This window comes from Streptomyces mirabilis (assembly GCF_039503195.1).
In the GTDB taxonomy this organism is placed as follows: domain Bacteria; phylum Actinomycetota; class Actinomycetes; order Streptomycetales; family Streptomycetaceae; genus Streptomyces; species Streptomyces mirabilis_D.
The window spans coordinates 10,190,506-10,215,100 of sequence record NZ_JBCJKP010000001.1; the positions used below are offsets into that span (position 1 = coordinate 10,190,506).

Below are 24,595 nucleotides of genomic sequence, written 5' to 3' on the forward strand. Positions count from 1 at the left end.
GTGCGTACAACTTCCGCCTGCAGGTGATCACGTACTCGGGTGGGGGCGGCATCAATTGTGCCGCCCCCACGGGCATGACCGGACGGCGGACAAGGGAGCGCGCTCGCCCACGTGCCGTGGCCGACGCAACGGCCGCCGACCGCCTGGCGTAGCCCTTGACTTCACAAGACCACCGCGCGACATTCCTGACTCCGCATCAGAACCGGGACGCAGAAGACCTGTTGCTTCCCGGGGCGACAGCACGCTCGCCCATTCCTTCGCCCGGCTGGAGTGCCCTGCCATGTCCACGAACGCGGATCCTGTGAGACGTACCGAAGCCTCCTCTGCGTACTCCACCGCTTCCACCCCCGGACCCGGCCCGTCGCGTCGCCGGGTGCTCGGCGCGGCGACGGGAGCCGGGCTCGCGCTCGCGGCCGGTCTGCCAGGTGCCGCGGACGCGGCCGACCTGCCTCTGCTCGGCACGTACGACGTGGTGGTGATCGGCTCCGGAGCGGCCGGGATGACCGCCGCGCTGACGGCTGCGAAACAGGGGCTGAGCTGCGTCGTCGTCGAGAAGGCGCCCACGTTCGGGGGATCGGCGGCGCGTTCGGGCGCGGGCGTCTGGATCCCGAACAACCCGGTGATCCTCGCCGCGGGGGTGCCGGACACCCCGGCGAAGGCCGCCACCTACCTCGCGGCGGTGGTCGGCCCCGACGTCTCCGTCGCACGCCGGCAGGCCTTCCTCGGCAGCGGCCCCGCCATGATCTCCTTCGTCATGGCGAACAGCCCGCTCCGTTTCCGCTGGATGGAGGGGTACAGCGACTACTACCCCGAACTCCCCGGCGGACTGCCCGGCGGCCGCTCCATCGAACCCGACCAGCTCGACGGCAACATCCTCGGTGCCGAACTCGCCCATCTGAACCCGTCGTACATGACCGTACCGACCGGCATGGTCGTCTTCAGCTCCGACTACAAGTGGCTCACGCTCGCCGCGGTCAGCGCGAGAGGTGCCGCCGTCGCCGCCGCCTGCCTGGCCCGCGGCACCCAGGCGGCCCTGCTCGGCCAGAAGCCCCTCACCATGGGCCAGGCGCTGGCGGCCGGTCTGCGGGCCGGGCTGCTCGCGGCCCAGGTTCCGGTGTGGCTGAACACCCCGCTCTCCGACCTGTACCTGGAGAACGGAACCGCCGCGGGAGCCGTGGTCACCAGGAACGGCACCCCGGGCCTGATCAGAGCCCGGCACGGGGTGATCGTCGGATCAGGCGGCTTCGAGCACAACGCGGCCATGCGCGACCAGTACCAGCGACAGCCCATCGGCACCGAGTGGACGGTCGGCGCCAAGGAGAACACCGGCGACGGCATCCAGGCGGGTCAGCGGGCCGGCGCGGCGCTCGACCTGATGGACGACGCATGGTGGGGCCCGGCGATCCCGCTGCCCGACCAGCCGTACTTCTGCCTCGCCGAGCGCACCCTGCCCGGCGGGCTCCTCGTCAACGCCGCCGGTGCGCGCTTCGTCAACGAAGCGGCCCCTTACAGCGACGTCGTGCACATCATGTACGACCGTGACAGCGGCGCGCCCGACATCCCGGCGTGGCTGATCGTCGACCAGAACTACCGTGACCGCTACCTCTTCAAGGACGTGCTGCCGACCTTCACGTTCCCCGATTCGTGGTACACGTCCGGCGCCGCCCACAAGGCGTGGACCCTCGACGCCCTCGCCGGGCAGATCGGCATGCCCGCCGCCGCGCTCCGCACCAGCGTCAACCGTTTCAACAGCCTTGCCCTGAACGGCAACGACACCGACTTCCACCGTGGCGACAGCGTCTACGACCACTACTACACCGACCCCGCGATCCTCCCCAACTCCTGCCTTGCGCCCCTGTGGCTCGCTCCCTACTACGCCTTCAAGATCGTTCCGGGTGACCTGGGTACGAAGGGCGGCCTGCGTACGGACGCCCGGGCGCGGGTACTGCGGCCGGACGGATCCGTCATCCCGGGCCTGTACGCCGCCGGAAACGCCAGCGCGGCCGTCATGGGCCACAGCTACGCGGGCGCGGGTTCGACGATCGGCCCGGCGATGACCTTCGGCTACATCGCCGCGTTGGACATCGCGGCCGGCGCGGGCGCCTGAAGGATGTGCGGGGCCCCAACAGACCGAGGTACGCCCGACCGTGGTCGTGTGATGCCGACGTCATGACTGATCACCTCGACCTCGTCGTCCGCCGACGAGGTCGAGGTGCCTCCGTCGACGAGAGGTGGAGCGCGCCCGGGGAGCCGGGGCCGCCGTCCGAGCGGAACTCGCGGGAACCCACGGGAACTCGGGTGCCAGGCAGTCTTTGCGTGCTCAGTTGCGTTTCTTGGGCATTACGGGACGCGCGAGTCCGCTTCCGTACATGTTGCGCGTCTCCTATGTCGGTGCATGGTTCGCAGGTTTCACATGCTCCGCACAGCCAGAGGAGAACCACCCGTGTTCCGACGTCCTGTCCGTCCCGTCACCGCGGCCGCCGCCGCGCTCGCAGCCGTCGGCGGCCTCACCGCCACCGCCACCGCCGCCACATCCACTTCCGCGCACTCGCCCGCGCACGTCGCGCGCCATGTTTTGTTGTTGTCGATCGACGGTCTGCACCAGTCCGACCTGGCCTGGTACGTCGCACGTCACCCGAAGTCCGCGCTCGCGCGGCTCGCCAGCGGTGGGGTCGAGTACACCCACGCGAGGACCACCGACCCCTCCGACTCGTTCCCCGGCCTGGTGGGCCAGCTCACCGGCGGGAACCCGGGCACCACGGGCCTCTACTACGACGACGGATACAGCTCGGCACTCCTCCCGGCCGGAACGACCCACTGTGCGGGCGCCAAGCCCGGTGCCGAGGTCGACTTCACCGAGGACCTGGACCGCAACAAGGACTCCGTCGACGCAGGCCAGGGCCTCGCCGGCCTGCCCGGCAGCCTCCTCAGGATGACCGGCGCCGCCCGCGGCCTCATCGACCCGTCGAAGCTGCCGGTCGACCCCAAGACCTGCAAGCCCGTGTACCCGCACTCGTATCTGAAGGTGAACACGGTCTTCAACGTGGTCAGAAAGGCCGGACTGCGGACCGCCTGGTCCGACAAGCACGTCGCGTACGAGATCCTCAACGGCCCCTCCGGCGACGGTGTCCAAGACCTTTTCGCCCCCGAGATCAACAGCCAGGCGATCGGCTACCCCGCAGGCACGGACTGGACGAAGGACAACGCGGCGACGGAGCAGTACGACGGTTACAAGGTGAAGGCCGTCCTCAACGAGATCGACGGCTACGACCACGGCCGTACCCACAGGACCGGCACCCCGGCGGTCTTCGGCATGAACTTCCAGTCCGTCTCGACCGCCCAGAAGCTGCCCGCCTCCGAGGGGCTGACGGGCGGCTACGCGGCGAAGGGTGTCCCCGGTCCGCTGCTGGCCAAGAACCTGGCCTTCGTGGACCAGGAGGTCGGAGCGTTCCTCACCGAACTGCGCAAGCAGCACCTGGACGGCAACACGACCGTCATCCTCTCCTCCAAGCACGGCCAGTCACCGACCGACCCCCAGGCCCTGACCCGTATCGACGACGGCCCCCTGCTCGACGGCCTCAACGCCGCGTGGAAGAAGGCCCACCTGGGCGCCGGTGACCTGGTCGCCCACTCCGTCGACGACGACGCCATGCTCCTGTGGCTCAACGACCGCTCGCAGGCCGCCACCGCCTTCGCCAAGGCGTACCTGCTCGCCCGGTCCGGCACCGGCAACGACATCGCCGGCAAGGCCAAGCCCTTCACCGCGAGCGGCCTGAAGACCCTGTACGCCGGCGCGGCGGCCGCCAAGTACTTCCACGTCAAGGCGGGCGACTCGAGGGTGCCGGACCTGTTCGGCATCGCCCGCTACGGCGTCGTCTACACCGGCGGCAAGAGCAAGATCGCCGAGCACGGCGGCGCCCACGCCGACGACCTCGACGTCCCGCTCGTCGTCTCGGGCGCCGCCACCCCGCACGGCGTGCGCGTCAGCGGCCCGGTGGAGACCACGCAGATCGCCCCGACGATCCTGCGACTGCTCGGCCTCAACCCCCGGTCCCTGGAGGCCGTACGCGTCGAGCACACCGCGACCCTGCCGGTGCGCTGACCCCACCCCGGCGCTCCACCGACGGGACCGTCGCCACCACGACGGTCCCGTCACCGGGTTCCGGGCCCATGGGACTGTCAGGGGTGGCTGCGAGACTGTTGGACATGATCGAATCGAATGCGAAGGCGGATCTTCTCCGCTCTCTGCAAGCCGCCCGCGACGCCCTGCTGTGGAAGCTCGACGGGCTGTCGGAGTACGACGTCCGCCGTCCGCTGACGCCGACCGGAACGAATCTGTTGGGACTGGTCAAACACGTCACCGGAGTGGAGTTGGGGTACTTCGGAGACACCTTCGAGCGGCCGTTCTTCGAAGAGCCGCCGCTCTGGTTCACGGCCGACGCCGAGCGCAACGCGGACATGTGGGCCGACACCGATGAGTCGCGCGAACAGATCGTCGGACTCTACCGCCAGGCGTGGAAGCACTCGGACACCACGATCGAGACCTTCGCGCTCGACGCGATCGGTCGTGTGGCGTGGTGGCCCGAGGACCGAAGAGAGGTGACGCTGCACCAGGTCCTGGTGCGCGTGGTCGCCGACACCCACCGGCACGCGGGCCACGCCGACATTCTCCGGGAGTCCATCGACGGGGCTGCCGGGATGTGGGAAGGCAATGACGCCATGCCCTCGGGCGACCGGTCGTGGTGGGACAGCCATCGAAGCCGACTGGAGCGCGTGGCGCGGGAAACCGGCCGCGACTGACGCCGCCCCACCGAGCAGGAATTCTCCGATCCCGGAAGTCAGTTCCACAGGGGAAGGTCGACCCATTGCCCGAATCCGTCCGGCTTCCCATTGGTGTAGACGAGGCTCAGCTGGGTGTAGTGCGACAGATCAGGGTGCTTCTTCCAAGGCTGCGGGGCGTTGAGCCGCACGATCACCCGGTACGAGTGGAACTTGCCCGCGGCGCAGTACGGCTTGCAGTCGTTCACCACATTGAAGCCCTCGGCCACCGCGGAGTCCGGGTGCCACTGGGACCAGCGGAGCGAGGTGAGGCGGCTGTTGCCGTCACCGCACGCGAGAATGAAATCGGTGGGGCGCACCTGCGGGTGCCAGAAGCAGTCGACCATCACGGGCTGTCCCGCCCGGCGCTGCACGCTGGGCGTGGACGGCGTGGACGGCGGTGACGGAGCTGGGGCGGAGGAAGCTGTTCCCGCGATTGCTGCGAGCGACACAGCGGCACAGAACGTCACCGCTGTCCTCACTGTGCGTCTTGGCATGTTCGCTCCCAGTCGCAATCTCTTTCGACCAGCAGGCCCGGTGCCTGGTCCGCCCCTTCTTGCGGCGGTCGGCTCCTGTATCGACGCTACGACGCTGTCGGAGGATGCACCACTCGCACGGAGTAACGCGTGCTCCCTCCCAGCGACGAACCCCGAAGGAGAGACAGTGTGAGTACGACCAATCCACGGCGGCGGGCCGCCATGTTCGTCAGAGACGACGATCCCCGGCTCGATGCTCCCTCGACCGGCGAGGAGCGAGCCATGCTCATCGGATTCCTCAGGGCCCAGCGGACGACGCTGGAGCTGAAGTGCGCGGGTCTGGAGGGGGAGTTGGCCCGACGCTCCGTCGAGCCCTCCACGCTCTCGCTGCTCGGACTCGTACGCCATCTCGCCGACGTGGAGCGCCGATGGTTCCGTCAGGTTCTCGCCGGTCAGGACGCGCCACCACGCTTCTCGTCGCCGGTGGAACCAGACGGTGACTTCGACGGCGCGGCTGCCGGTCCCGACCGTGTGACCGAAGCGTGGCAGGCGTGGCGCGACGAGGTCGCGTTCGCCGACGCCTTCACCAAGCACGCGCCCCACCTCGACATCGCGGGCAAGGACGCGTGGCGTGGGACGGTCTCGCTGCGCTGGGTGCTGATCCACCTGATCGAGGAATACGCCCGTCACAACGGACACGCGGATCTCCTCCGCGAACGCATCGACGGGGCGATCGGCGTCTGAGGAGGTGATGTCGGAGCTTGATCCGCCACACCAAGTCGGCCGTTGCACCGAGCGTGTCGTCAGCCCAGCGGTTCTGTGGCAGCGTGTCCGCCGTGGGGGAGATGGTGGAGCAAGTGGACGAGCAGGACCACACGGTGGGGGTGGTGGATCGAGGCGAGGCCATCCGCCGAAGGTGGCTGCACCGGGTTGCCACCACGGTCTGCCACGACCCTGACGGTCGGATCCTCGTCCACCGGCGCCCCGATCACGTTTCCCGCTTCCCCGGCCAGTACAACTGGCTGGTCGGTGGTGCCGTGGGCGTGGGCGAGACCTACCCGGCGGCAGCCTCGCGCGAACTCGCCGAAGAACTCGGGGTCCACACCCCGACGCGGTTCCTCTCCAAGTACCTGTGTCGGGGTGTCATCAGTCCGTACTGGCTCGGCCTGCACGAGGCGGTCCTCGACCAGCCGGTCGTACCTGATGGCTCGGAAGTCGCCTGGCACGCCTGGCTCACCCCGGTTGAGCTGCGCGCTGCGATGTACGACACCACGTTCGTCCCCGACGCCCGCGACGCGTTTGTCCGGTACCAGGCGGAGAACGCGGATCCACGCGGCCCCTTGCCACGAGACTCGACGCTCCCACCGCGTCCGGAACGCCCACACTGACCGCTCCCCACCGAGCGGAACGGGTCCCGCCAGGCTCCTCTTTCCACCACCAGGGGGTAGAGGGGGCTGTGTGTGCGGCGTCCCGCCAACTCGAAGCTCAACACGCCCTGCAGACGCCCCCACAGGACCCTGGACCCGCGGACGAAAAGGAGTTGGCTCTCGATCGCCGGGCCGGGACAATCCGGGGTGAAGGGCGGGGGAGGACGTATGGCCGTGTTCGTGTGCGCGTCGTGCGGCGCCGCGTTGACCGCCCGCTTGTCGCAGGTGGCGCTTCCCGTCCACGCCGGCCACAGGTACGGACACGAACTGCTGCCCGCGCTCATGGAACCGGGCACATACGCCGTGGACCCGGAACCGTCCGGGCCGCCATGGCGGGCGTGGAGTGAGATCGGGGTGGACGAAGCGGAAGCCCGGGGCGTGTTCGCGCCGGTTCCCGCGCTGTCCTTCGGCGCGCCGGGAGCGATCGTCGTCGCGCCGGGTGACACCCGCGGCACCGTCCTGATCCCCGAGCGCTGCGACGGCTACTGCATGGGGCTGGACGGGAGGGACGGCCCCAACCTGGCCTGCGCGCAATGCGGGCGGGCCGTGGCGACCCGCATCGACGACTGCTCCTCTTGGCAGGCGGTGTGGCTCGACCCGCAGGCAGTGCGCCCCCTTCCCGCTGAAGGCCCCGTGCCCTGGACGGTCGACTGGGAGATGATGGTCGACGAGCGGCAGGACGCGCCGCCGGTCGAGCCGCCCGGAGTGTGGAGCCCACGGTGGGTGGTGGCGGTCGGGGCCGCGCTGGCCCACCTGTTGGCGGCCTCGGCGGGTACGCCCGTGGCCGTCCCTCACGGCCTTCTCGCCGACACGTTCGGCCGCGCGCTGGACGCTCTGCTCCCGCCGGGACCGCCGGTGAAGAGCGTGGTCCTGGCCGGCCCGGGCCTGCCTGATCCCGACCCCTCCTCCGACATCGCGCTGGTTCCGCGACATCCGCAGACGGGGACGTCGTGGCAGCCGGCAGCGATGGTGGACACCGTGCCGTTGGCTGCCGACGTGTGGATGCATCTGGCCTTCCAGCACGGCCGGTTGCGCGTCCCCGCGACAGGCGGAATGCCCGAGGGTGTCTTCCGCGACGACCCGCTGCCGATGCATCCATGGGGGGCGTTCCGGCCTGACGCGAGAGCGTTCCTCCACACGCTCGCACGACGGCCCGCCGTCCGCCGGCCGTGGCTGCGCAGGATCTACGACCGCGTGAGCGACCACCCCTACGCTCGCCCGTTCTAGCCAGGAGCATCGCACGCAGCGGGTGCAGGCCTGAGGGGGCCGGTCGGCCAGTCGAGCCGGGAGACCGCGGACGGCATCGACGCACCGACCGACCCGCTCTTGTGGGCCGACGCCCGCCATCGCCTCCTCGCGGAGCGGTATCTCAAGGCCGATGGCAAGGTCGCGCGGCAGTACCTCGAGCATGTCCAGCAAGGGCAGTTCGCCCGTCCCGGGCACCATCCGCTCGAACATCGCCTCTTCCATGTAGTGGGGGATGGCGGGCACCAACGGGGCGTCGCTGAGCTGGATGTAGCCGATGACACCAGGATCGAGCCGCGCGAGGTCGTCCGGCCCGGAACCGGACCGCACGATGTGCATCGTGTCGACCAGGAGGCGGAAGTCGGGCCGCCGACCTGACGAACGACGTCGAGTGCGCTGGGCAGATTCGGGACCGTCAGGCCCGGACTGGCTTCCACCGTCGTCTCCATCCCGAGTGACGCGGCGTTCTCGCGAGGATGCCGAACGGCCGATGTGGCCAGCCACCCGGGGGTGCCGTGACCTTGCAGCGGATCGAAGTCGGGCTGGTCAGCGCCGACGAAGCCTTGGTGGAGTTCTTCGCCGCCGTGTCCGAACTGGAACGGCTCCCGGCGGTCAGGTCGGGCTCTGGAGTCGTGCACCGGCTCGAGGCACCCGGCCCGCAGATCAAGGTGATGGTTCCTTCGCGGCGGCCCGCCTGCGCCGCACCGGCCGAGCTCTTCTTTCAGTTGACCGGCGTGCGCTGTCTGACCATGTACGTCGATGATCTCGACGGGATCATCGAACGCGGTGTGGCCCGCGGCGGACGTGTGCGGCACGGTCCCATGGATGTGGGTCCCGGAGTGCGCGTCGCCGTCCTCCAGGATCCCGACGGCAACGCCAGAGAAGTGGTCGACGGCGCTCCCGAACCGGTCGGCGCCGCCTCACCGGGATGACGCAAGTCCATCCTCCTGGCCCGGCGGTGTCCCACTGTTCCCGGGCAAGCCCGCCGTCCCGAAAAGCCTGCGGTCCCGACTCGTGGTCGCATGACGGCAGTGATGCCACTACATTTGGTGTCATGACTGCCATCACCCTGCGGATTCCCGACGCCATGGACAAGGCGCTGCGCGACGCCGCGGCCGGCGCGCCCTCACTGAACGACTACATCCTCCGAGCCGTGCGTCGGCAGATGACGCTGGACGCCGCCCGTCGGCTCGCCCGGATCGAGCCCCTCGATCTGGGCGGCGAGGGCGACGCCCTGTGACGATCCAGAAGAGCGATGTATGGGACGTCGACACCGGCAAGGGAAACCGCACGGTCCTCGTCGTCAGCCTCGACGGGCTGGCCGACGCGTACGGCGCCGTGGTCGCCCTGGTGCTGCACGCCCCGGCCGTGCACCCCGATACGGCGATGAGCGTGCGCCTGACCACCCCGGTCGACGCCTCGGTCGTCGCCGTCAACCTGCTCCAGCTTTCCGCGGCGCGTTTCGAGACCGCCACCCTGCTCGGCAACATCGGGCCCCAGCAGCAGGCGCTCATCGACAACGCGCTCCGGGCGGTCCTCGACCTGTGAGGTGCGCGGCCCAGCCCGCATGCCCCGCTGGACCTCCTGGAGCGCCCTGCTCGGGTATACGATCAGATGGTGCGCGGTGAGCAGGGCGGATTGCCTGTGCGGCGTCTTCCTGAAGGGCTGCGCGCCTGGGAAATGGGAGCCATCGCCCCTGGCGCAGGCCCTGGCGTCCGTCGGGAACCCCGGCCCTGATGAGCGCCGCGCAAGGAGTGCTCATGACCAGTCCACACGAGATCGATCCGCGCGCTCTCGCTGATCCGCGCAACGTCTATCCGACCGACGAAGAGTTCTACAGGAGCGGGCGCCCGGCCGACGCCGCACTGCCGGAGGACCGGCCCCGTGGAGGAGAGCCCGCGACGCCGCTGAAGCGGCGGGGGACGTGGGCGACCGTTGCGCTCGTCGCCGGCATCATCCTGCTGATCCTCGTCGGGATCGCACTGTTCCCGTGAGTGATCGGGAGCAGCCGAAAGTCACCGTCACCAGGGAGACCCGGACGGGGCGGGAGCCGGACACTGGGACCGGCTCCCGCCGGAAGGGGACCGCTCAGGTGCGGTAGGCGTAGTACGCCGCGTTCGGGTACGACGCGATGATGCTCGCCACCGACCTGTTGTAGGTGTTGGTGGAGTGGTACGTCACGTACGGCACGCCCTGCGGGCTGCGGTAGGTGACGATCATGCTGTGATCCTTGGACCCGTCCTTGTTGAAGTCCATCTGCAGGACGTCACCCACGTCCAACTGGTAGACGTTGGCGAGGCTGGTGACCCGCTTGGAGGACAGGGCGAACCACGAGAACTCGTTGACGCCGACGAACGAGTCCGACTGGATGTCGGAGTTGCCGAACCACTTGTGGAAGTCGTCCGTGTAGCCGGGGACGTGCTTCCAGCCGCCTGCTTTCAGGGACTGGCTGACGAAGTTGGTGCAGTCGCCGCCGGCACCCTGCCCGTTGAAGTTCGGGTAGGCCGGGTTGTAGTTGTTCCAGTACTTGGCCGCGTACGCCGCCATGGCCTTGTAGTCGTAGCCGGAGGCCGAGAGGTTCTTCGGCTTGGCCGGCGCGGGCCACGTGGTGACGGAGCGGGTCGCCGAGGGCGGGGCGTCGTCGGCGGCCGTCTTCGGCGCGGCGACGAACGTGGTGGCGGCGACCTGGTTGACCGCGACGCCGTCGTCGGTGTCACGGATGCCGGTCAGCTGCCAGTCGCCGTTGCGATCGGCCTTGAACGTCAACTCGTGGTGCGCCTGGAAGCCGGTGGTCTTCGGCTCGTTGCCCTTGACCTTCTCGTAGGTCAGCGTCGTCGTCTCGGTGACGTTGACCGTGGCGTGACGGCCCTTCAGTCGCGTACGGTCCAGCGAGACGCTCGTGTTGGCCGAGCTGTACTTCTCGCCGAGCGACTCCAAACGGGACTTGCGGCCCCGCAGTTGCGACAGTGCGGACTTCTCCTCGCGCGACAGCGTGGAGGACACCCGCACGTCGCCGGAGAACCGCGACGACAGTGACGTGTTCCGACTGGTCTTGCCGCCGTCCACCAGGGCGTCCGTACGGTCGGTGAAGACCGCGTCCGCCAGCCGCTGGAACGTGGCTTTGGTCGACGGATCCACGGCGGGGTCGGCGACACTCGACGCGCCCGCGGTCCAGTTGGGCAGCAGCGCGGCGCCGGCGACGACCGAGGCGGCCGCTGCCGTGACTATGGTCGCCCGTCGCCGCTTACGGCTCAGTTTCCTTGATCTCAATGATGTTCCCCTCTACGCCGGTACTCGATACCGGGAGCCGCATCCTCGCACGGCATGTGTGGCTCCTGTGAAGGGGGTTGCCGAAGTGGCCCAACCGCAACACACGACTCGTCGACGGGACCGTCGTGCCCCAGCCCGCCCCGACGCCGCGCCGCGCGTTTTCTTCCCGATACCGCTCACCCACACCGGGGCGAAGTTTCCCAAATCACCGTCCCGCGAGGGCGGCACCCCGCCGCCCCTTCGACCTGGTGACCCTTGGCTCCGCGTTCCGTGCGCCGACCCGCGCAATGTGCCGTACGGCGAAGGGCTGTTACCGACGGCGGGGACGCGCGGGCGTGCGGCTCAGGAGGTGACGCGTGCGAGGACGTCGCGAATGTACCCGGCGATTTCCTCCAGGTGGCTCTCCAGGGCGAAGTGTCCGGACTCGAGGAGATGGATCTCGGCGTCGGGCAGGTCGCGTGGGAAGGCGCGGGCTCCGTCCGGGCCGAAGATTTCGGCGTTGGACCCCCAACGGCCGGCAGCGGCACCTGGCTGTCGCGGAAGTACTGCTGCAACCGGGGGTAGAGGGCGACGTTCGTCGGATAGTCCCGGAACAGTGCGGGCTGGATGGCGTCGTTGCCGGGGCGGTCGAGCGGCGCCAGGTCGATGGTCCAGCTGTCCGGGCTGACGAGGCTCGGATCCGCGACCCCGTTCAGGTGCCGCCATCGGGTCAATTCGAGGGTCAGGGCCCCGCGGAGGGGGGCTTCGTTCTCGGGCGTCGGGTTCTCGGCGTAGGCGAACAGCGGGTCCCAGAATGCCTTGACGAATCCGTCGGTGGAGCCGTTGCCGTTCTGCGTGATGATCGCGGTGATGCGCTGCGGAGCCCGTGTGGCGAGCCGCCAGGCGATGGGCGCTCCGTAGCCCTGCGCGTGGACGGCGAACCGGTCGACGCCGAGCTGTTCCAACAGAGCGGCGGTCACGTCGGTCGGAGTGTCGAAGGTGTAGTCGAACTCGTCGACCGTCGGCATGGCCCACTGTCCGAATCCGATCATGTCGGGCGCGATGACGCGGTAGGTGTCGGCGAGTGCCGGGATGAGGTTCCGGAAGATGTGCGAGCTCGTCGGGTCGCCCGCTGCTCCCCGCCGTGGCCCTGCAGGTCGCCCTGGCCGTCACCGTCGATATTGAGGCGGCGCACCAGCCGGGGGCCGTCGACGGGATGCTTCGACGCTCCCGTGTGTACCGTCCTGTCGCGCCGGCGCACGTTCTTCGGGCGTCCCACGGTGGCTGAGAGCAGAGTCGTGATCTCGTCCTCCCGGTGCGGCGCCGCCGTACGGCGAAGTCGGTCGCCTCGGCATGCTGCTCAGTGATCCGGCCGATCGGAACCCGGCTTCGTGGGTCATGCGCTCGTTTTCCTCCGGCGTGGGAGGCGAAGAAGCCTACGAAAAGGTACAAAAGTAGTGTGAGCAAGAATCCTGAAACCCCACAAGACATGGACAAATGGGCTGACCGGATCCGGACGGTCTCCTCGACTTCCGATCCTCAGGCCGCCCGCAAGCTGGCCGGTGACATCTACCGTGCCGCACAGGAAGATCTCGACGCCGAACGTGCCCGGGCGGAGTACGAACGCGAGGAATGAGCCTGTCCGTCCCGGCGGCACATCACGCCTCACGGTGAGGGGGCGACCTTCGCCGTGGGGCGGCGCTCGGGTCCCGTAGGAGGCGCTCTCGAGTGCGTCCCGGTCGTACCCGGTTGCGTCCCCGTCGTACCCGGCCGTCCGTGGCCGACTCCGCTTCAGTGGGAGAGGACCTCGTCGGTCCCCAGGCAGCGGTCGACCCCGTGAGCCACCATCTGCTGGCCCGGTTCGAGGTGCGGACACTCACCGTCGAGGTAGACCTCGACCCTGTCGGGCTCGAACGAGACCAGGTTGCCGACGCGCCCGACCTCGGACCTCATCGGGACCCCGGAGGCCTCGGCGGCCTGGTGGGCACTGCAGTCCGGAAGCCTGCCGCCCGGGCCTGTGCCCGACGCCGCGGCGGTGCGCCGGCTGCGCGCGGCGGTGCGCGACGTCCTGGACAGTCACCTGGAGGGCCGCCCCGCGTGGCCCACGTCGGTGGACGACATCAACGCCGCCGCGGCAGCGGCTCCCGTGAGTCCTCGTCCGGTCGTGACGGCCTCCGGGAGCAGGGGCGAGGAACGCCGGCACACCGAACACGGCGGGAACGCTGCGTTGGTCGCCATCGCCGCGGAGGCCGTCGGGCTCCTCGCCGACCACGAGCGGCTCGGGCTTCTGCGCCGCTGCGCCAACCCGGCCTGCTCGATGATCTTCCTTGCCGAGAACAAGCGGCGCAAGTGGTGTACCAGCAACATCTGCGGGCAACCGGGCACGGGTCGCCCGGCCACGGGCCTCCGGGGCGACGGTGGCACCGGCGGCCACGCCCGGCTTCCATCCCGGCGGACACGCACCGGCCGGATGCCGCCGCGTGCCCACGCCGTGAACTTCTCGCGCCGTAGCCCCGAACTCGCCGCACGGCGGGGGCGACGCCAGGCCACGGCCTTCCGGCCGCGACCGGCCCGCCGACGGCCTGCCCGGCGTCCGGTTAGGCGCTGGTCGGCGCCGCCTGCTGCACGACCTCGAAGGACCACAGCGTGGACCCGCTGGCCGCCGGCTTGGGGCGCTCCCCGCTCGCCGCGTCACCGCCCTGGTGGGCCGCCTTCATGGGGCCCTCCATCCAGGCCTGGAAGGACTCCTCGTCACGCCACCGCGTGTACACGAGGTAGCTGTCGGTGCCTTCGACGGGGCGGAGGAGTTCGAACCATTCGAATCCGTCGGAGTTCTCCACGGCATGGGCACGCGAGGCGAAGCGCTTCTCCAGCGTCTCCCGCTGCTCGGCCGGGACGGTCAGTACGTTGATCTTTACCACACTAGGCACATGACACCTCTCACCAAACGGGGCCACGGCTGGACCCCTAACCTGGACCACGTGCGTGCAGTCTCCTACATCCGACAGTCCAAGCGACGGGAAGACGATTCCGCGTCGTCCCCAGAAGCGCAGCGAACCAAGTGCGAGGCGCTGATCACGGCGAAGGGTTGGGACAGCGCCGGACACTTCGCTGACGTGGGGAAATCCGGATGGGACCCGAAGGTCGTCCGGCCCGAGTTCGAGGAGATCCCGAGTTCGAGGAGATGATGTCCGCTGTTCGCGCCGGGCACGTAGACGCAGTGGTCGTGTTCTCACTGTCGCGTCTCGCGCGTCAGGGCGCTTTTGAAGCCATGCTGATCAATCAAGAGTTGGCCAAACACGGCGTGCTGCTTGTCAGCGTCGAGGAACCGTACCTGGATACGTCCACTCCCATGGGTGTAGCGATCTTCGGTCTGATCGCTGCGCTGGCTCAGCAAGAGTCCGACATGAAGTCGGCGTACATCACGGCGACAAAAGAGACCCTGCGCGCTGCGGGGTCCCACGTGTCCGGTATGGCTCCGTACGGCTTCCAGTCGACGCGTGAGCCGCGCGGGGAACTGGTGGTGGTCAAGCTGGTCCCTGATCCCGCTGAGGCCCCCCACGTGCGCGACATGGTGTCTTGGGCACTCGGCGGCATGGCGGCATCGGCCATCGCCCGGAAGCTGAACGTCGAAGGCGTGCCGACCAAAGCAGCGGACATGACAGCGCGCGTCACCGCCCGGCGGGACAGAGGCGTGAGCAAGCCGCTGGACCGCACGGTGTGGGTGTCTTCCACTGTGCTGCGCATCCTGCGTGACCCCCGTCTGGCTGGTTACGCGGCTGAGCGCCAGGGAACCAAGCGCGCCGTCCTGCGCGACAACTCGGGAGCCCCACTGGTGTCACATGAAGGGATCGTTCCCGCCGATGACTGGTGGCGCCTTCAAGACGTGCTCGACGGCCGTACACCCCACGTAGTTCGCCAGGGTGGTCGGTCGGTGCCATCGCTGCTAGGCGGCGCCGGAATGCTCTTCTGTGGCGTCTGCGGTAGCTCCATGGTCACGGACAAACGCAACGACAAGCAGCTCTACCGGTGCAACCGTGCCCAGTCCGGCGCAGTGCAGGGGCATGGCGGGCTGGCCATCAACATGGATGCTGCCGATGACGTGGTGGCCCGTACGGTGTGGTCCCGCCTGACTGCGCTGGACCCGCGGGACCCTGAAGATCTGGAATGGCTTGCCGAAGCGGCGCGCCGATTCGCAGCTCAGGCGGACACGGGCGAACGGCAGGCAGAACTAGCTGCCGCACGCGCCGAGTTGGAGCACGTACGGGAAGCACTCCGCACGCTGTACGTCGACCGGCAGGCAGGGCTGTACGCGGGTGCCGTGGGTGATCAGATGTTCCGTGAGTCCGTGGAACGACTGACAGCACATGAGGCGCGTACGGCCGGGCGCGTGGAAGCGCTGGGAACCTCTGAGGCTGACACGGTAGCCATCCCGTCAGAGTGGACTGCGCCGGAGGGGGACCCCCTTGGCCCGGAGTCGACATGGGCGGGTTGGGACCTTTCCGCACGGCGGGAGTTCCTTGCGCTGTTCGTAATCGCTCGACACCGTGGCGTCCGAGATGCTGTCGGCGCCCGATGGCCGCGCAACTCACCTCCTCTCGCTGGCTTCACAGTTCGACGCCTTCCGGGCTCCGCTGCGCGATCCTGCCGAGTGGGTCAAGCGTCTCGGCTCGGCGCCACACAGCGTCCACGTGCGCACGTCTGCCGTTTGGGAGGCGTTCCGTGCCGCTGAGCCAGTGCTTGCTCGCTCGCTGGGCACCACTGGGGGTAAGCGGGCGCTGTTCGCCGCGATGGACAGTCGTTTTGGGGCGCGCCGGAAGCTGGCCGGGTACGAGGGTTGGCGGGGGGTGGCGCTGGACGACTGACGGTCGCTGGCAGGAAGGGGGGTCTGGAACTTTTCCGGCTCACTCCTGGGCACCCCCGCCCTACCCGCCGTGCGCGCGCCCGGGAAATAGCCGAAACTGGTGGGAAAACCGCAGCTCAGTGGGCATGTCGGCGCATAATCCCGCGCTTCGTTAGGCAGTCGTCTCTAGAGTGTGCATCAGGGAAGTCCACTGATCGTCCGGAGGTGTCATGCCCCTGCAGATGAAGTTGAGCGCGATAACCCTCGACTGCCCTGATCCACTGGCTTTGGCGGCGTTTTATCAGAAGGCCACCGGTCTGGAACTCCATCCCAAGTCGAACGCTGACTTCGCCGGTCTCGACTGTGAGGACGAGGTCTTCATCGGCTTTCAACGGGTCGATGCCTACAGGGCTCCGCGCTGGCCTGAACAGACCGTTCCTCAGCAGCTTCACATGTGCTTCAAGGTCGAGCAGGACTTGGATCAGGTCGAAGCCCAGTTGCTGGAGCTGGGTGCGGGCAAACCGGATCACCAGCCTCATGGGGCCGGGGCGCGCGTTCTCACCGATCCGGTTGGGCACCCCTTTTGCATCGTCCGAGGCTGACTGGGGGGTTCAGACCCCCGCTGTGACGTACTGCAGTTCGACGTCCTCCGCTGACGCCTCAAGCACATCCATCCGGACTCCCGGTACGGCGCCGACCAGCCACCTTGACTGTAGAGGTAGAGGCGCAGTGACCGCGCCGTACCTACACAAGACCGGAACTCTCCAGAACTTGCCGACGCATCGCAGAGACAGGACAAGGCGGGAGGCGTGAGGCGGGACGGCATCCACATGGCCGATTGGGCTGTTTCCATGGGGTGTCGCTGTGCGTGACCGCGCGCAGGGAGTCCCTCAAACGATGGTTATTGAGACGGTCACCGCGAGGCGGTCCGAGGGGTGCCTTCGGTGTTCAAAACCCGTCTCAGAACATGTCCGAAAGGCTTGATGTTTTGAGACGAGTTCTGAGATGATCTCGGTATGACGACGACGAAGAGCACCGAAACCTTGATCGGCTACCAGCGAGTCAGCACCAACGCGCAGGATGCGCAGCTTCAGGCGGACGCTCTCGCTGAGGCAGGGTGCTCCCGCATCTTCGAGGACAAGGCGGGCAAGAACGCCGACTGTGCCGGGCTGCTCGCCGCTCTCGACTACATGCGGGAGGGCGACACCCTCACCGTATGGAAGCTGGACCGTTTGGGCCGTTCGACCAAGGACGTGCTCACGATTGCTGAGGATCTGCACGCCCGGGGGATCGCGCTGCGGATTCTGACGGGCACGCTGGCTGGCAGCTACTCGCCGAAGGGTGAGGGCAAGTTCTTCTTCACGATGATGGTTGCCTTTGCTGAGCTTGAGCGAGACATGATCGTTGAGCGCACCCGGGCGGGTCTGGACGCTGCCAAGGCTCAGGGCCGGACGGGTGGACGGCCGTCCGTCATGGATGCTGACAAGCTTGCTGCGGCCAAGGCACGTAAGGCCAAGGGGGAGAGTGTCACGGTCATTGCCAAGGCGCTCAAGGTGTCCCGCGCGACGTTGTACCGGGCGCTTGCCGACACGGAGTGACCCGACCCGACTTGAGAGACCGTCTGCCCACCGTGGCGGACGGTCTTTCTCATGTCTGGACGCAGGGGCCCCATACCAAGGACAGTGGCATGATCCGCTTGTGTGTGGCATGGAACCGCGCCGAAGATCTTCCGGGGAGGGGCATTCGTCATGGATGCTTATGGGTGGGCCGCTCTCGGAGCCGCCTTGGCGATCACGCTGGTGCCGGGCGGAGCGGCAGTCCTCAGCAGTTGGCTGTTCCCTCGACTCAGGGGCCGTATCGAGTCACCCCGGATCTGGGGGCTCGGCGTCATCCTGGTGGGGCTTGGGTTGTCGATCGAGCTTCTCGCCGCGCATCGGCACTATGACATGTTCCGCAACATCGCAGGATTGATAGGCCTCTGCATCCTGATATGCGGCTTCTGCCTTGCAAAGTGGGCACGGATGCCTGGCCGAGTCAGCCGGTCGCAAGCAGGCCGAGACAGTGCCCCAAAAGAAGGGTCACCCGACTACCGCTGACGGCAATCGGACGGCAACGACGACGGACGCCACAGTATGCAGCGGGGGGTGGGTCAATCTCTGAGCGAAGACGCCCCAGCGACCCGGCCCCCATGGTTACGCGCATTTCCGCGAAAGACACCCGGGGGGTCTGGATCAAAGCGGGTCGCATGGAGAGCATCGCGGCAGGTCAAGGATATGTGCTTACCTTGACAGCTTCCTTGCGTGTGTCAACGTCCCGGCCGCTGGTGCCGGATGCGCTGGGCGACTTCGCTGTTCTCGGTCTCCCACCAGGGACGTACGAGTTCCGATGTCTGTGCCGCTCCCGGCGTGGGCCTCGCCGGAACCAGCTCCGCCTCCAGGCGGCGGTCCAGTACGACGGTCTCGGCGCGTTCGGTACGGGCCCACTGCACCAGGATCGCGAGGAGGAAGGGCAGCGCCACCAACTCGGCGATGCTGATCATCGCGCCACCGCCCAGCTGCTGGTCATGGAGTACGTCCGGCGCCCAGGACGGCGCGTGACGCAGATACCAGGCCCCGGCGATGAGCGTGCCGTGGGTCATCACGACGATGCCCGGCACGGCGTCGATGATCCCGTCGAGAAACACCAGCGCCGCCCGGACCGGATGGGTACACCACCTCGGCAGCGCCGCCTCGCGGGTGAGCATCGGCAGGACGAACAGGCTGCCGGCGAGCAGCAGGTGCAGATACATCACCTCGTGCAACCAGTCGTCGCGCAGGGCGGTCGCGAAGTACGGCGTGAAGTACACCGTCAGCTCGGTCGCGAGCACCAGAGCCGTGCTGACCAGAGGGAAGGTGAGCAGGCGTACCAGCCGCCCGGTCAGCGCCCGCTGCACACGCCCGGCGGCACGCTCGGGCAGGGAACGGAGAGCCAGCCGCAGTGGATCGCCCAGGGCCAGCCCCAGCGGCGCGATCAGGTCGAGGAGGACGTTCTGGACGGCGGCCGGCCAGAACAGCACGTGGTCGTACACGGCCAGCGCGGACATCGTGGCCACGACGAGGGTGCCCAGGCCGAGCACCGCGAAGGCGCCGACGCGCGGCAGGGGCCAGCGCTCGCCCCGGCGCCTGAGACGCAGCACGCCCCAGCCGTACAGCGCGCCCAGGATGACGACCACCAGCAGCGCGGGCACGTCCAGTTGCCACGAGGTGAGGAGTCGTCCCACGGTGAGCTGTGGTGGATTCTCCATCGCGTTCTACCTCCACGGCATGCCAGATCTGCCGTGGCACTCTATCGCCGCGCGCGACCGGCCCCGGTCGCGCACGCACCGGACTCGCCCACGGTCACACCGAGCTCATACCCAGCTCATACAAAGCACGACGGACGTGTTCCGACGCACGTCCACGTGCCTCGACGTCCGACCACTGCGCGGTCGTGTGTGTTCCGGACGGTCCGGACCGTCCGGAACACACGTCGCCGGCGGCAGCGGCGGGCGGGCCTACCTGGCGAGTTCGGCCGGTTCATCGAGCCGTGTCAGTTTCCGCGGGTTCGCGATCGCGTGGATCCGCGTCACCTTCCCGTCCTCCACCACGAGGGTGACCGCGGCCACTCGGCCGTCGATCTCGATCCGGCCCGCAGGCGCGCCGTTGAGCCACACGGCCGACACCACCCGGTCCGGGACGGCGAGCATGCTCGCCACCAGCGCGGCCCCGTGGATCGGAGCCGGAGCGGCGCTCGCAAGGCCGCCGCCGTCGGCGATCAGAACCACGTCCGGTGCCATGACGTCCAGCAGTTCCTGCAACCGGCCGGTGCGCAGCGCGGCCAGGAACCGCTCCACCACGGCCTGCAGCTCCGACCGGCTCACCGGCACCCGCGGCCGCCGGGCCGCCACGTGCTCGCGTGCCCGCCGCGCGATCTGCCGCACCGCTGCGGCGGACTTCCCGACGGCCTCCGCGATCTCGCCGTACGGCACCTCGAAGACCTCGCGGAGCACGAACACCGCGCGCTCCGTCGGCCCCAGCGTTTCGAGCACGGTCAGCATCGCGATCGACACGTTCTCCGCGAGCTCGATGTCCTCGGCGACGTCGGGGCTGGTCAGCAGCGGCTCCGGCAGCCACTCGCCGACGTACTCCTCGCGGCTGCGCGACAAGGTCCGCAGACGGTTGAGCGCCTGCCGTGTGACGGTTCGTACGAGATAGGCCCGCGGGTCACGCACCTGCGCGCGGTCGACGTCGGCCCACCGGAGCCAGGACTCCTGCAGTACGTCCTCGGCGTCGGCCGACGAGCCGAGCATCTCGTAGGCGACCGTGAACAGGAGGCTGCGATGGACGACGAACGGGTCCTCGGTCATGCCGTCGACGCCACGCCGAGGTTCTGCGGACGCGCGGCCAGCGGAATCTCGCAGGCGTCGGAGTAGCCCTGCGATGTGATCCCGTGCGCGGTGTTGCACCTGGTGGCCATGTTGGCGAAGCCGATGAACACGGTGAGTTCGACCATCGCGGCCGGGCCGAGCCGGTCGAGCAGCCGCGCGGACAACTCGTCGGTGACGGTCGTCGGTGTGTTCGTCATGGCCTCGGCGTACTCCATCACGTCCCGCTCCAGCGGCGTGAACACCTCCGACTGTCGCCAGCGCGGCACCTGGCTCGCCTTGGCCAGGTCCAGGCTCTGGTGCAACGCGTGGAAGTAGTTGATGTCGAGGCACCAGCTGCAGCCGACCTGTGCCGCGACGGCCATGTGCGCGAACGTCTTGAGGCTCGCGTCGGCCGCGTCCCACGTGGCCACCTTGGCCGAGAACTCCTGGTTGGCCTCGGCGAGTTCGGGGTTGTTCCACAGCACCTCGACGGGCTCGGGCACGGTACCGAGTTGCTTGATCATGATGTCGCGGAGCTCGACGGGGAGTTCGGCCTTCGGGACGCGCAGCGTCATGGTGTTCTCCTTGTACGTGTGCCTGTTGGGCCGTTCGTCATGAAGACACCGCCCGACCCGGGCATGTGACAACGGGGCTCAGGCCCCGGCTTCGGGTTTTCCCCACCGCGGGCAGGGCTGGGCACCACCCTTGGTCCGGGTGGTAGGGCCATGGGGCCCGGGTTCGGGATCCGGTTGGCTGGTTGGCGTCAGCAGGCGGTGGTCCACCAGCCCGAACCGGAGGTTCGAACCATGCGTTCCCCTGAGGCCGGTACGAAGCGCACAACGACCGAGGCCGGAAAGAAGAAGGCGTCAGCTGCCGCCCTCGCGGCAGCCGCGCTGGTCGCCGCCGTGCTGCTGCCGGAGGCGGCCTCCGCGGCCTCCGGGCACCGCGCCGAATACACCCGGGACGAGCTCCGCCGCGACCTGGCCGCCGTACGCAAGGCGGGTGGCGGGGACGTGAACGTGCTGGCCAGGGTCGACGGCCTGCCCGGAGGACGGGTACAGGCCCGCCTCGGCACCGTGTCGACCGGTTCCCACGCCCCCGTGCCGTGGGGCTCGCACTTCCGGACGGCCTCCACCACCAAGGCATTCGTCGCCACCGTGATGCTGCAACTCGCCGCCGAGAAGCAGCTCTCGCTGGACGACACCGTCGAGCACTGGCTGCCCGGCGTGGTCTCCGGCAACGGCAACGACGGCTCCCGGATCACCGTGCGCGATCTGCTCCGCCAGACCAGTGGGCTGTTCGACTACATGGACGACGCGGACATGCAGCGGAAGCTCCGCGAGCACTTCGACGAGAACCGTTACAACGACACCTCCACTCACGACCTGGTGATGATGGCCGTGGCCCACAAGCCGCTGTTCGTGCCGGAGGCCGGCCGCACCCGCTGGGCATACTCCAACACCAACTACCTGCTGGCCGGAATGATCGCCGAGACGGCGAGCGGCACCGGCTGGAGGGAGTTGGTCGAGCACCGCATCATCGCCGGACTGGGCCTGCGCCAGACCGCGGTGCCCGGTCTCGACCCGTTCCTGCCCACGCCCTACGTGAGCACCTATCTGACCGGCACGGACGGCACCAGGCTCGACGTCACCACGAACAGCTACCTGCACACCGCCGACTCCGGAGTGGTGAGTACCACCGCGGACCTCAACACCTTCTTCCGCTCGCTGGCCGACGGCCGCCTGCTGCCGGCCGAGCAGTGGCGGGAGATGCGGCAGACCGTACAGCGCACCGACGACCCGGAGGATGTCGAGGAGCTGCCCGAGGGCACCTACGGTCTGGGTCTGCGCGAGATCCCGCTGTCCTGCGGCGGCCACTACGACATGCATGAGGGCGACGGGTTCGGCACCTATACCCGCCCCGCGGTCAGCTCGGACGGGCGGCGCGCGGTCACCATCTCCGTCACCACCACCTCCGGGATGCCGGACCTGCCCACGCTCAACCGGGCCACGGGCACCCTGATCGACCACGCGCTGTGCGCCGCCGGCCGGTAGGCACCGCGGGCTTCGCGCGACGGCACACCACGCCGGCCGGTCCACCGTGCACCCCAGGTGCCCGCCCCCAGGGGGCCGAGGCAGGGGCACTCCGTGGTCCACGCGCGTCGTGCTCGTCCCGTCCGTGCCTGTTCCGTCCGTTCTCGTCGAGCCGGGGCAGGGCTCACTAGAATGGCGACGGCAGTGCCGCGCCGACCAGGTGGTCTCCCGGTGACCCGATGGTTTCCCGGTGCCGACAGCCAGGAACGAGGAGGGCCGCATTTATGCGTGAGCTGGCGGACACGGCACGGCGGTGGGCAGCTCAGGGGCGCCCGGCCGTACTGGCCCGGCCGATCACCGAGCAGGGCTTCGGGCCCCGGCACCCCGCCGACGCGCTCCTCGTCGACGAGGACGGGAACCGCCAGGGCACCTTGTACCGCGGTGCGTTCGACGAGCACCTGGTCGCAGAGGCCGCGGCCCTCCCGCCCGGCCACACCGCGCGGGTGTGCGAGGTGGCCGTACACGACGACGAGGTCAAAGAGGCACGGCTGACCTGCGGCGGGCAGGCCGAGATCCTGCTCCAGCCGCTGCACACCGTCCCCGCCCGCTGGTGGGACCTGCTGAGCGAGGGCGCCGACGCCGCGCTGATCACCCGGATCGACGAGGAGCGGACCCAGGCTGTCAGCGACGTCGTCACTCCGGGGGGTGCCACTCCGGGATTGCAGGGTGATGATCCGGCGGCCGTCGTTCAGGCCGCCGAGCAGGCCAGGCAACTGCTCGCACGCCACCGTGCCGGACGCGAGACCCGCCGCGCCGACACCGGGATCGTCCTCATCGAGGCCTGCCCGGCCGTCCCTCACCTGGTCATCGTCGGCGGTGGCGAACTCGCCGAACTCCTCACCACCCAGGCGCAGGTGCTGGGCTGGCAGGCCACGGTCGCGTACGCCGCCGCGGATGCCCGCAAACCAATGGCCGACCGTCCCGCCGCGGCCTGTCTGATCGTGCTCAGTCACGAGCCCGACCTCGACATCCCCGCCCTGCACACCGCGTTGACGGCCGGCGTCGCCTATGTCGGCGCGCTCGGCTCACGCCGTACCCAGGCCCGCCGCGCCGATGCCCTCACCGAGGCGGGGCTCACCGAGGAGCAACTGCGCCGCATTCACGGCCCGATCGGACTCGACATCGGCGCCCGTACCCCGGCGGAGACGGCCTTGGCCATCTGCGCCGAGGTGCTCGCCGCGCTGAGGTGACCGTAGGTGCCCGGTCCGCAGGCTCATGGGCTGGTCACCCCCGCAGCGTCGAGGGCCAGCCACACCCGGTCGCGAGTGAGCGGGAGTTCGGTGAAGCGGAGTCTCGTCGCGTCGCACGGCGCGTCGGCGAAGGCCGGGGCGACCGGGTTCAACGGGCTCTCGCTCATCGACTTGGCGCCGAGGGGACCGATGGCGTCGGCGGTCTCCGAGGCGCACGGTCTCCGGACTCGCCCTCAACAGGCGCGCGGCCTGGCCGATGCCGTACGACGGCACACCGGCACCCTGACCGTGCCACCGTGAGTGTCTACATGCGCAGCATGCGCTGTGTGATCTCCCGATACTGCCTCAGCGCGTGCCGGAGCTCTTCCGGCTCTGTCCCGGGGTCCTGGTCCTGCCAGGTCGCGTGGAGAAGGCGCCGCCGTTCCGCGAGGGTGCTCATGAGCTGGGCGGTGACCTCGTCGAATGCGGTCTCGGCCTCTTCCAACGCCTCACGTGGGCTGTCGGCGAAGGTGTTGAGGGCGTGTTGGAGGCGCTGGGCGAGCTTGTCCCGTTCGTCCGACGGGATCAGCGGCTCGGGGCCCGGCGTACGACGCCCGGACGAACCGGGCTGTTTGTCCGGGGGCTGCTGGGCGCGTGACTGGTCGTACATCATCGAGTGCCACTTTCCTGTACGTCGTACCGGCCGCGTCGGCTTCGTCGCCCTGGGCGGGGCCGCGCTCCGCACCGTGCTGTCAGTCAACGCCGGGCAACCGGCGCTGTCAACGTGATGTCGACAGGGCGCGGTCCGGGGGATGGGCAGCGGTTGAGAGGGAGAAGGGAACCGGGGCGGCCCAGCCGTGACGGTGCTGTGCGCTCGGGCCACTGCTCGAG

Annotated in this window: 26 protein-coding genes and 3 pseudogenes; 19 read left to right on the plus strand and 10 right to left on the minus strand. The window is 69.0% G+C overall.

The genetic code is table 11. The features are described from left to right. The first annotated feature begins 280 nt into the window (after nt 1–280). The 3 genes from kstD (at nt 281) to AAFF41_RS46330 (ending at nt 4,800) form a co-directional block, all read left to right on the plus strand. The gene (gene kstD / locus AAFF41_RS46320) at nt 281–2,107 is read left to right on the plus strand and encodes a 3-oxosteroid 1-dehydrogenase (RefSeq protein ID WP_319750363.1); all 1,827 of its coding nucleotides are present in this window, start codon (nt 281–283) and stop codon (nt 2,105–2,107) included. A 336-nt stretch (nt 2,108–2,443) separates the two neighbouring features. After that, nucleotides 2,444–4,102, plus strand: a complete 1,659-nt coding sequence (locus AAFF41_RS46325) for an alkaline phosphatase family protein (RefSeq protein ID WP_343325961.1) — start codon at nt 2,444–2,446, stop codon at nt 4,100–4,102. A gap of 104 nt (nt 4,103–4,206) precedes the next feature. Next, nucleotides 4,207–4,800 carry a DinB family protein gene (locus AAFF41_RS46330; RefSeq protein WP_319750361.1) on the plus strand — a complete coding sequence of 198 codons (594 nt, stop codon included), beginning with the start codon at nt 4,207–4,209 and terminating at the stop codon, nt 4,798–4,800. Nucleotides 4,801–4,838: 38 nt separating this feature from the next. Here AAFF41_RS46330 and AAFF41_RS46335 read toward each other — a convergent pair whose 3' ends face one another. Next, the gene (locus AAFF41_RS46335) at nt 4,839–5,270 is read right to left on the minus strand and encodes a hypothetical protein (RefSeq protein WP_415925934.1); all 432 of its coding nucleotides are present in this window, start codon (nt 5,268–5,270) and stop codon (nt 4,839–4,841) included. A gap of 246 nt (nt 5,271–5,516) precedes the next feature. Here AAFF41_RS46335 and AAFF41_RS46340 point away from each other — a divergent pair, with 246 nt between their 5' ends. From AAFF41_RS46340 to AAFF41_RS46375, 8 genes are all read left to right on the plus strand, one after another. Beyond that, nucleotides 5,517–6,038, plus strand: coding sequence for a DinB family protein (locus AAFF41_RS46340; RefSeq protein ID WP_319750514.1), 522 nt, complete (start codon nt 5,517–5,519; stop codon nt 6,036–6,038). Nucleotides 6,039–6,130: 92 nt separating this feature from the next. Beyond that, entirely contained in the window at nt 6,131–6,682 is a 552-nt protein-coding gene (locus AAFF41_RS46345) for an NUDIX hydrolase (RefSeq protein WP_319750359.1), read from the plus strand. Between the two features lie 207 nt (nt 6,683–6,889). Then, nucleotides 6,890–7,948: a hypothetical protein gene (locus AAFF41_RS46350; protein WP_319750358.1), complete on the plus strand. Its 1,059-nt coding sequence runs from the start codon at nt 6,890–6,892 to the stop codon at nt 7,946–7,948. A gap of 99 nt (nt 7,949–8,047) precedes the next feature. Further along, the gene (locus AAFF41_RS46355) at nt 8,048–8,344 is read left to right on the plus strand and encodes a hypothetical protein (protein ID WP_319750357.1); all 297 of its coding nucleotides are present in this window, start codon (nt 8,048–8,050) and stop codon (nt 8,342–8,344) included. A 143-nt stretch (nt 8,345–8,487) separates the two neighbouring features. After that, nucleotides 8,488–8,898 carry a VOC family protein gene (locus tag AAFF41_RS46360; RefSeq protein ID WP_319750355.1) on the plus strand — a complete coding sequence of 137 codons (411 nt, stop codon included), beginning with the start codon at nt 8,488–8,490 and terminating at the stop codon, nt 8,896–8,898. 122 nt (nt 8,899–9,020) lie between these two features. Then, nucleotides 9,021–9,206: a hypothetical protein gene (locus AAFF41_RS46365; RefSeq protein ID WP_060896809.1), complete on the plus strand. Its 186-nt coding sequence runs from the start codon at nt 9,021–9,023 to the stop codon at nt 9,204–9,206. Further along, the gene (locus AAFF41_RS46370) at nt 9,203–9,514 is read left to right on the plus strand and encodes a hypothetical protein (protein WP_319750354.1); all 312 of its coding nucleotides are present in this window, start codon (nt 9,203–9,205) and stop codon (nt 9,512–9,514) included. The genes AAFF41_RS46365 and AAFF41_RS46370 overlap by 4 nt, the downstream gene beginning before the upstream one ends. A gap of 212 nt (nt 9,515–9,726) precedes the next feature. Continuing rightward, nucleotides 9,727–9,960, plus strand: a complete 234-nt coding sequence (locus AAFF41_RS46375; RefSeq protein ID WP_343325962.1) for a hypothetical protein — start codon at nt 9,727–9,729, stop codon at nt 9,958–9,960. Between the two features lie 94 nt (nt 9,961–10,054). On the opposite strand, the gene AAFF41_RS46380 is transcribed toward AAFF41_RS46375, so the two are convergent. Together AAFF41_RS46380 and AAFF41_RS46385 are read right to left on the minus strand one after the other, a co-directional pair. Then, nucleotides 10,055–11,236 (minus strand): amidase domain-containing protein, encoded by a 1,182-nt coding sequence (locus AAFF41_RS46380; RefSeq protein ID WP_097288103.1) that lies wholly within the window; start codon nt 11,234–11,236, stop codon nt 10,055–10,057. A 342-nt stretch (nt 11,237–11,578) separates the two neighbouring features. Beyond that, nucleotides 11,579–12,345, minus strand: a pseudogene (locus AAFF41_RS46385) (alpha/beta fold hydrolase); the annotation flags it as partial. Between the two features lie 329 nt (nt 12,346–12,674). Between AAFF41_RS46385 and AAFF41_RS46390 the strand changes: the two are divergent. Continuing rightward, the gene (locus AAFF41_RS46390) at nt 12,675–12,851 is read left to right on the plus strand and encodes a hypothetical protein (protein WP_159064543.1); all 177 of its coding nucleotides are present in this window, start codon (nt 12,675–12,677) and stop codon (nt 12,849–12,851) included. 155 nt (nt 12,852–13,006) lie between these two features. On the opposite strand, the gene AAFF41_RS46395 is transcribed toward AAFF41_RS46390, so the two are convergent. Continuing rightward, nucleotides 13,007–13,168 (minus strand): hypothetical protein, encoded by a 162-nt coding sequence (locus tag AAFF41_RS46395; protein ID WP_319750352.1) that lies wholly within the window; start codon nt 13,166–13,168, stop codon nt 13,007–13,009. Between AAFF41_RS46395 and AAFF41_RS51960 the strand changes: the two are divergent. Beyond that, nucleotides 13,140–13,580, plus strand: a pseudogene (locus tag AAFF41_RS51960) (ABATE domain-containing protein); the annotation flags it as partial. The gene AAFF41_RS46395 and the pseudogene AAFF41_RS51960 overlap by 29 nt on opposite strands. Before the next feature lie 232 nt (nt 13,581–13,812). On the opposite strand, the gene AAFF41_RS46400 reads toward AAFF41_RS51960, so the two are convergent. Next, entirely contained in the window at nt 13,813–14,145 is a 333-nt protein-coding gene (locus AAFF41_RS46400; protein WP_319750351.1) for an antibiotic biosynthesis monooxygenase family protein, read from the minus strand. Between AAFF41_RS46400 and AAFF41_RS51965 the strand changes: the two genes are divergently transcribed. The 4 genes from AAFF41_RS51965 to AAFF41_RS46415 all read left to right on the plus strand — a co-directional run bounded on the left by AAFF41_RS51965 (nt 14,146) and on the right by AAFF41_RS46415 (nt 17,656). Then, nucleotides 14,146–14,403: a recombinase family protein gene (locus tag AAFF41_RS51965; protein WP_351521427.1), complete on the plus strand. Its 258-nt coding sequence runs from the start codon at nt 14,146–14,148 to the stop codon at nt 14,401–14,403. After that, nucleotides 14,346–15,947 (plus strand): recombinase family protein, encoded by a 1,602-nt coding sequence (locus AAFF41_RS46405; protein ID WP_343325963.1) that lies wholly within the window; start codon nt 14,346–14,348, stop codon nt 15,945–15,947. Before AAFF41_RS51965 ends, AAFF41_RS46405 begins: the two co-directional genes overlap by 58 nt. A gap of 341 nt (nt 15,948–16,288) precedes the next feature. Continuing rightward, on the plus strand, nt 16,289–16,660 hold the full coding sequence (locus AAFF41_RS46410) for a VOC family protein (protein ID WP_319750348.1): 372 nt from the start codon (nt 16,289–16,291) through the stop codon (nt 16,658–16,660). 414 nt (nt 16,661–17,074) lie between these two features. Then, nucleotides 17,075–17,656: a recombinase family protein gene (locus AAFF41_RS46415; protein WP_319750347.1), complete on the plus strand. Its 582-nt coding sequence runs from the start codon at nt 17,075–17,077 to the stop codon at nt 17,654–17,656. 707 nt (nt 17,657–18,363) lie between these two features. Here AAFF41_RS46415 and AAFF41_RS46420 read toward each other — a convergent pair. The 3 genes from AAFF41_RS46420 to AAFF41_RS46430 form a co-directional block, all read right to left on the minus strand. Further along, nucleotides 18,364–19,341 carry a cytochrome c oxidase assembly protein gene (locus AAFF41_RS46420; RefSeq protein WP_319750346.1) on the minus strand — a complete coding sequence of 326 codons (978 nt, stop codon included), beginning with the start codon at nt 19,339–19,341 and terminating at the stop codon, nt 18,364–18,366. A 249-nt stretch (nt 19,342–19,590) separates the two neighbouring features. After that, nucleotides 19,591–20,442 (minus strand): RNA polymerase sigma factor SigJ, encoded by an 852-nt coding sequence (gene sigJ, locus AAFF41_RS46425; protein WP_343325964.1) that lies wholly within the window; start codon nt 20,440–20,442, stop codon nt 19,591–19,593. Then, nucleotides 20,439–21,017, minus strand: coding sequence for a carboxymuconolactone decarboxylase family protein (locus AAFF41_RS46430; protein ID WP_319750344.1), 579 nt, complete (start codon nt 21,015–21,017; stop codon nt 20,439–20,441). Before AAFF41_RS46430 ends, sigJ begins: the two co-directional genes overlap by 4 nt. Before the next feature lie 231 nt (nt 21,018–21,248). Here AAFF41_RS46430 and AAFF41_RS46435 point away from each other — a divergent pair, with 231 nt between their 5' ends. Together AAFF41_RS46435 and AAFF41_RS46440 are read left to right on the plus strand one after the other, a co-directional pair. Beyond that, the gene (locus tag AAFF41_RS46435; protein WP_343325965.1) at nt 21,249–22,496 is read left to right on the plus strand and encodes a serine hydrolase domain-containing protein; all 1,248 of its coding nucleotides are present in this window, start codon (nt 21,249–21,251) and stop codon (nt 22,494–22,496) included. A gap of 263 nt (nt 22,497–22,759) precedes the next feature. Beyond that, nucleotides 22,760–23,725, plus strand: a complete 966-nt coding sequence (locus AAFF41_RS46440; RefSeq protein ID WP_319754055.1) for an XdhC family protein — start codon at nt 22,760–22,762, stop codon at nt 23,723–23,725. A gap of 23 nt (nt 23,726–23,748) precedes the next feature. Here the strand turns inward: AAFF41_RS46440 and AAFF41_RS46445 are convergent. Both AAFF41_RS46445 and AAFF41_RS46450 read right to left on the minus strand, forming a co-directional pair. Continuing rightward, nucleotides 23,749–23,931, minus strand: a pseudogene (locus AAFF41_RS46445) (hypoxanthine oxidase); the annotation flags it as partial. A gap of 98 nt (nt 23,932–24,029) precedes the next feature. Continuing rightward, nucleotides 24,030–24,377 (minus strand): hypothetical protein, encoded by a 348-nt coding sequence (locus AAFF41_RS46450; RefSeq protein ID WP_060894959.1) that lies wholly within the window; start codon nt 24,375–24,377, stop codon nt 24,030–24,032. Between the last annotated feature and the right edge of the window lie 218 nt (nt 24,378–24,595).

What these genes read in the sequence shown, in the direction of transcription:
- kstD (WP_319750363.1), top strand. Translation starts at nt 281, where the DNA reads ATGTCCACGAACGCGGATCCTGTGAGACGTACCGAAGCCTCCTCTGCG.
- AAFF41_RS46330 (WP_319750361.1), top strand. Translation starts at nt 4,207, where the DNA reads ATGATCGAATCGAATGCGAAGGCGGATCTTCTCCGCTCTCTGCAAGCC.
- AAFF41_RS46340 (WP_319750514.1), top strand. Translation starts at nt 5,517, where the DNA reads ATGTTCGTCAGAGACGACGATCCCCGGCTCGATGCTCCCTCGACCGGC.
- AAFF41_RS46350 (WP_319750358.1), top strand. Translation starts at nt 6,890, where the DNA reads ATGGCCGTGTTCGTGTGCGCGTCGTGCGGCGCCGCGTTGACCGCCCGC.
- AAFF41_RS46365 (WP_060896809.1), top strand. Translation starts at nt 9,021, where the DNA reads ATGACTGCCATCACCCTGCGGATTCCCGACGCCATGGACAAGGCGCTG.
- AAFF41_RS46375 (WP_343325962.1), top strand. Translation starts at nt 9,727, where the DNA reads ATGACCAGTCCACACGAGATCGATCCGCGCGCTCTCGCTGATCCGCGC.
- AAFF41_RS46395 (WP_319750352.1), bottom strand. Translation starts at nt 13,168, where the DNA reads ATGAGGTCCGAGGTCGGGCGCGTCGGCAACCTGGTCTCGTTCGAGCCC.
- AAFF41_RS51965 (WP_351521427.1), top strand. Translation starts at nt 14,146, where the DNA reads ATGACACCTCTCACCAAACGGGGCCACGGCTGGACCCCTAACCTGGAC.
- AAFF41_RS46405 (WP_343325963.1), top strand. Translation starts at nt 14,346, where the DNA reads ATGGGACCCGAAGGTCGTCCGGCCCGAGTTCGAGGAGATCCCGAGTTC.
- AAFF41_RS46410 (WP_319750348.1), top strand. Translation starts at nt 16,289, where the DNA reads ATGCCCCTGCAGATGAAGTTGAGCGCGATAACCCTCGACTGCCCTGAT.
- AAFF41_RS46415 (WP_319750347.1), top strand. Translation starts at nt 17,075, where the DNA reads ATGACGACGACGAAGAGCACCGAAACCTTGATCGGCTACCAGCGAGTC.
- AAFF41_RS46420 (WP_319750346.1), bottom strand. Translation starts at nt 19,341, where the DNA reads ATGGAGAATCCACCACAGCTCACCGTGGGACGACTCCTCACCTCGTGG.
- sigJ (WP_343325964.1), bottom strand. Translation starts at nt 20,442, where the DNA reads ATGACCGAGGACCCGTTCGTCGTCCATCGCAGCCTCCTGTTCACGGTC.
- AAFF41_RS46430 (WP_319750344.1), bottom strand. Translation starts at nt 21,017, where the DNA reads ATGACGCTGCGCGTCCCGAAGGCCGAACTCCCCGTCGAGCTCCGCGAC.
- AAFF41_RS46435 (WP_343325965.1), top strand. Translation starts at nt 21,249, where the DNA reads ATGCGTTCCCCTGAGGCCGGTACGAAGCGCACAACGACCGAGGCCGGA.
- AAFF41_RS46440 (WP_319754055.1), top strand. Translation starts at nt 22,760, where the DNA reads ATGCGTGAGCTGGCGGACACGGCACGGCGGTGGGCAGCTCAGGGGCGC.
- AAFF41_RS46450 (WP_060894959.1), bottom strand. Translation starts at nt 24,377, where the DNA reads ATGATGTACGACCAGTCACGCGCCCAGCAGCCCCCGGACAAACAGCCC.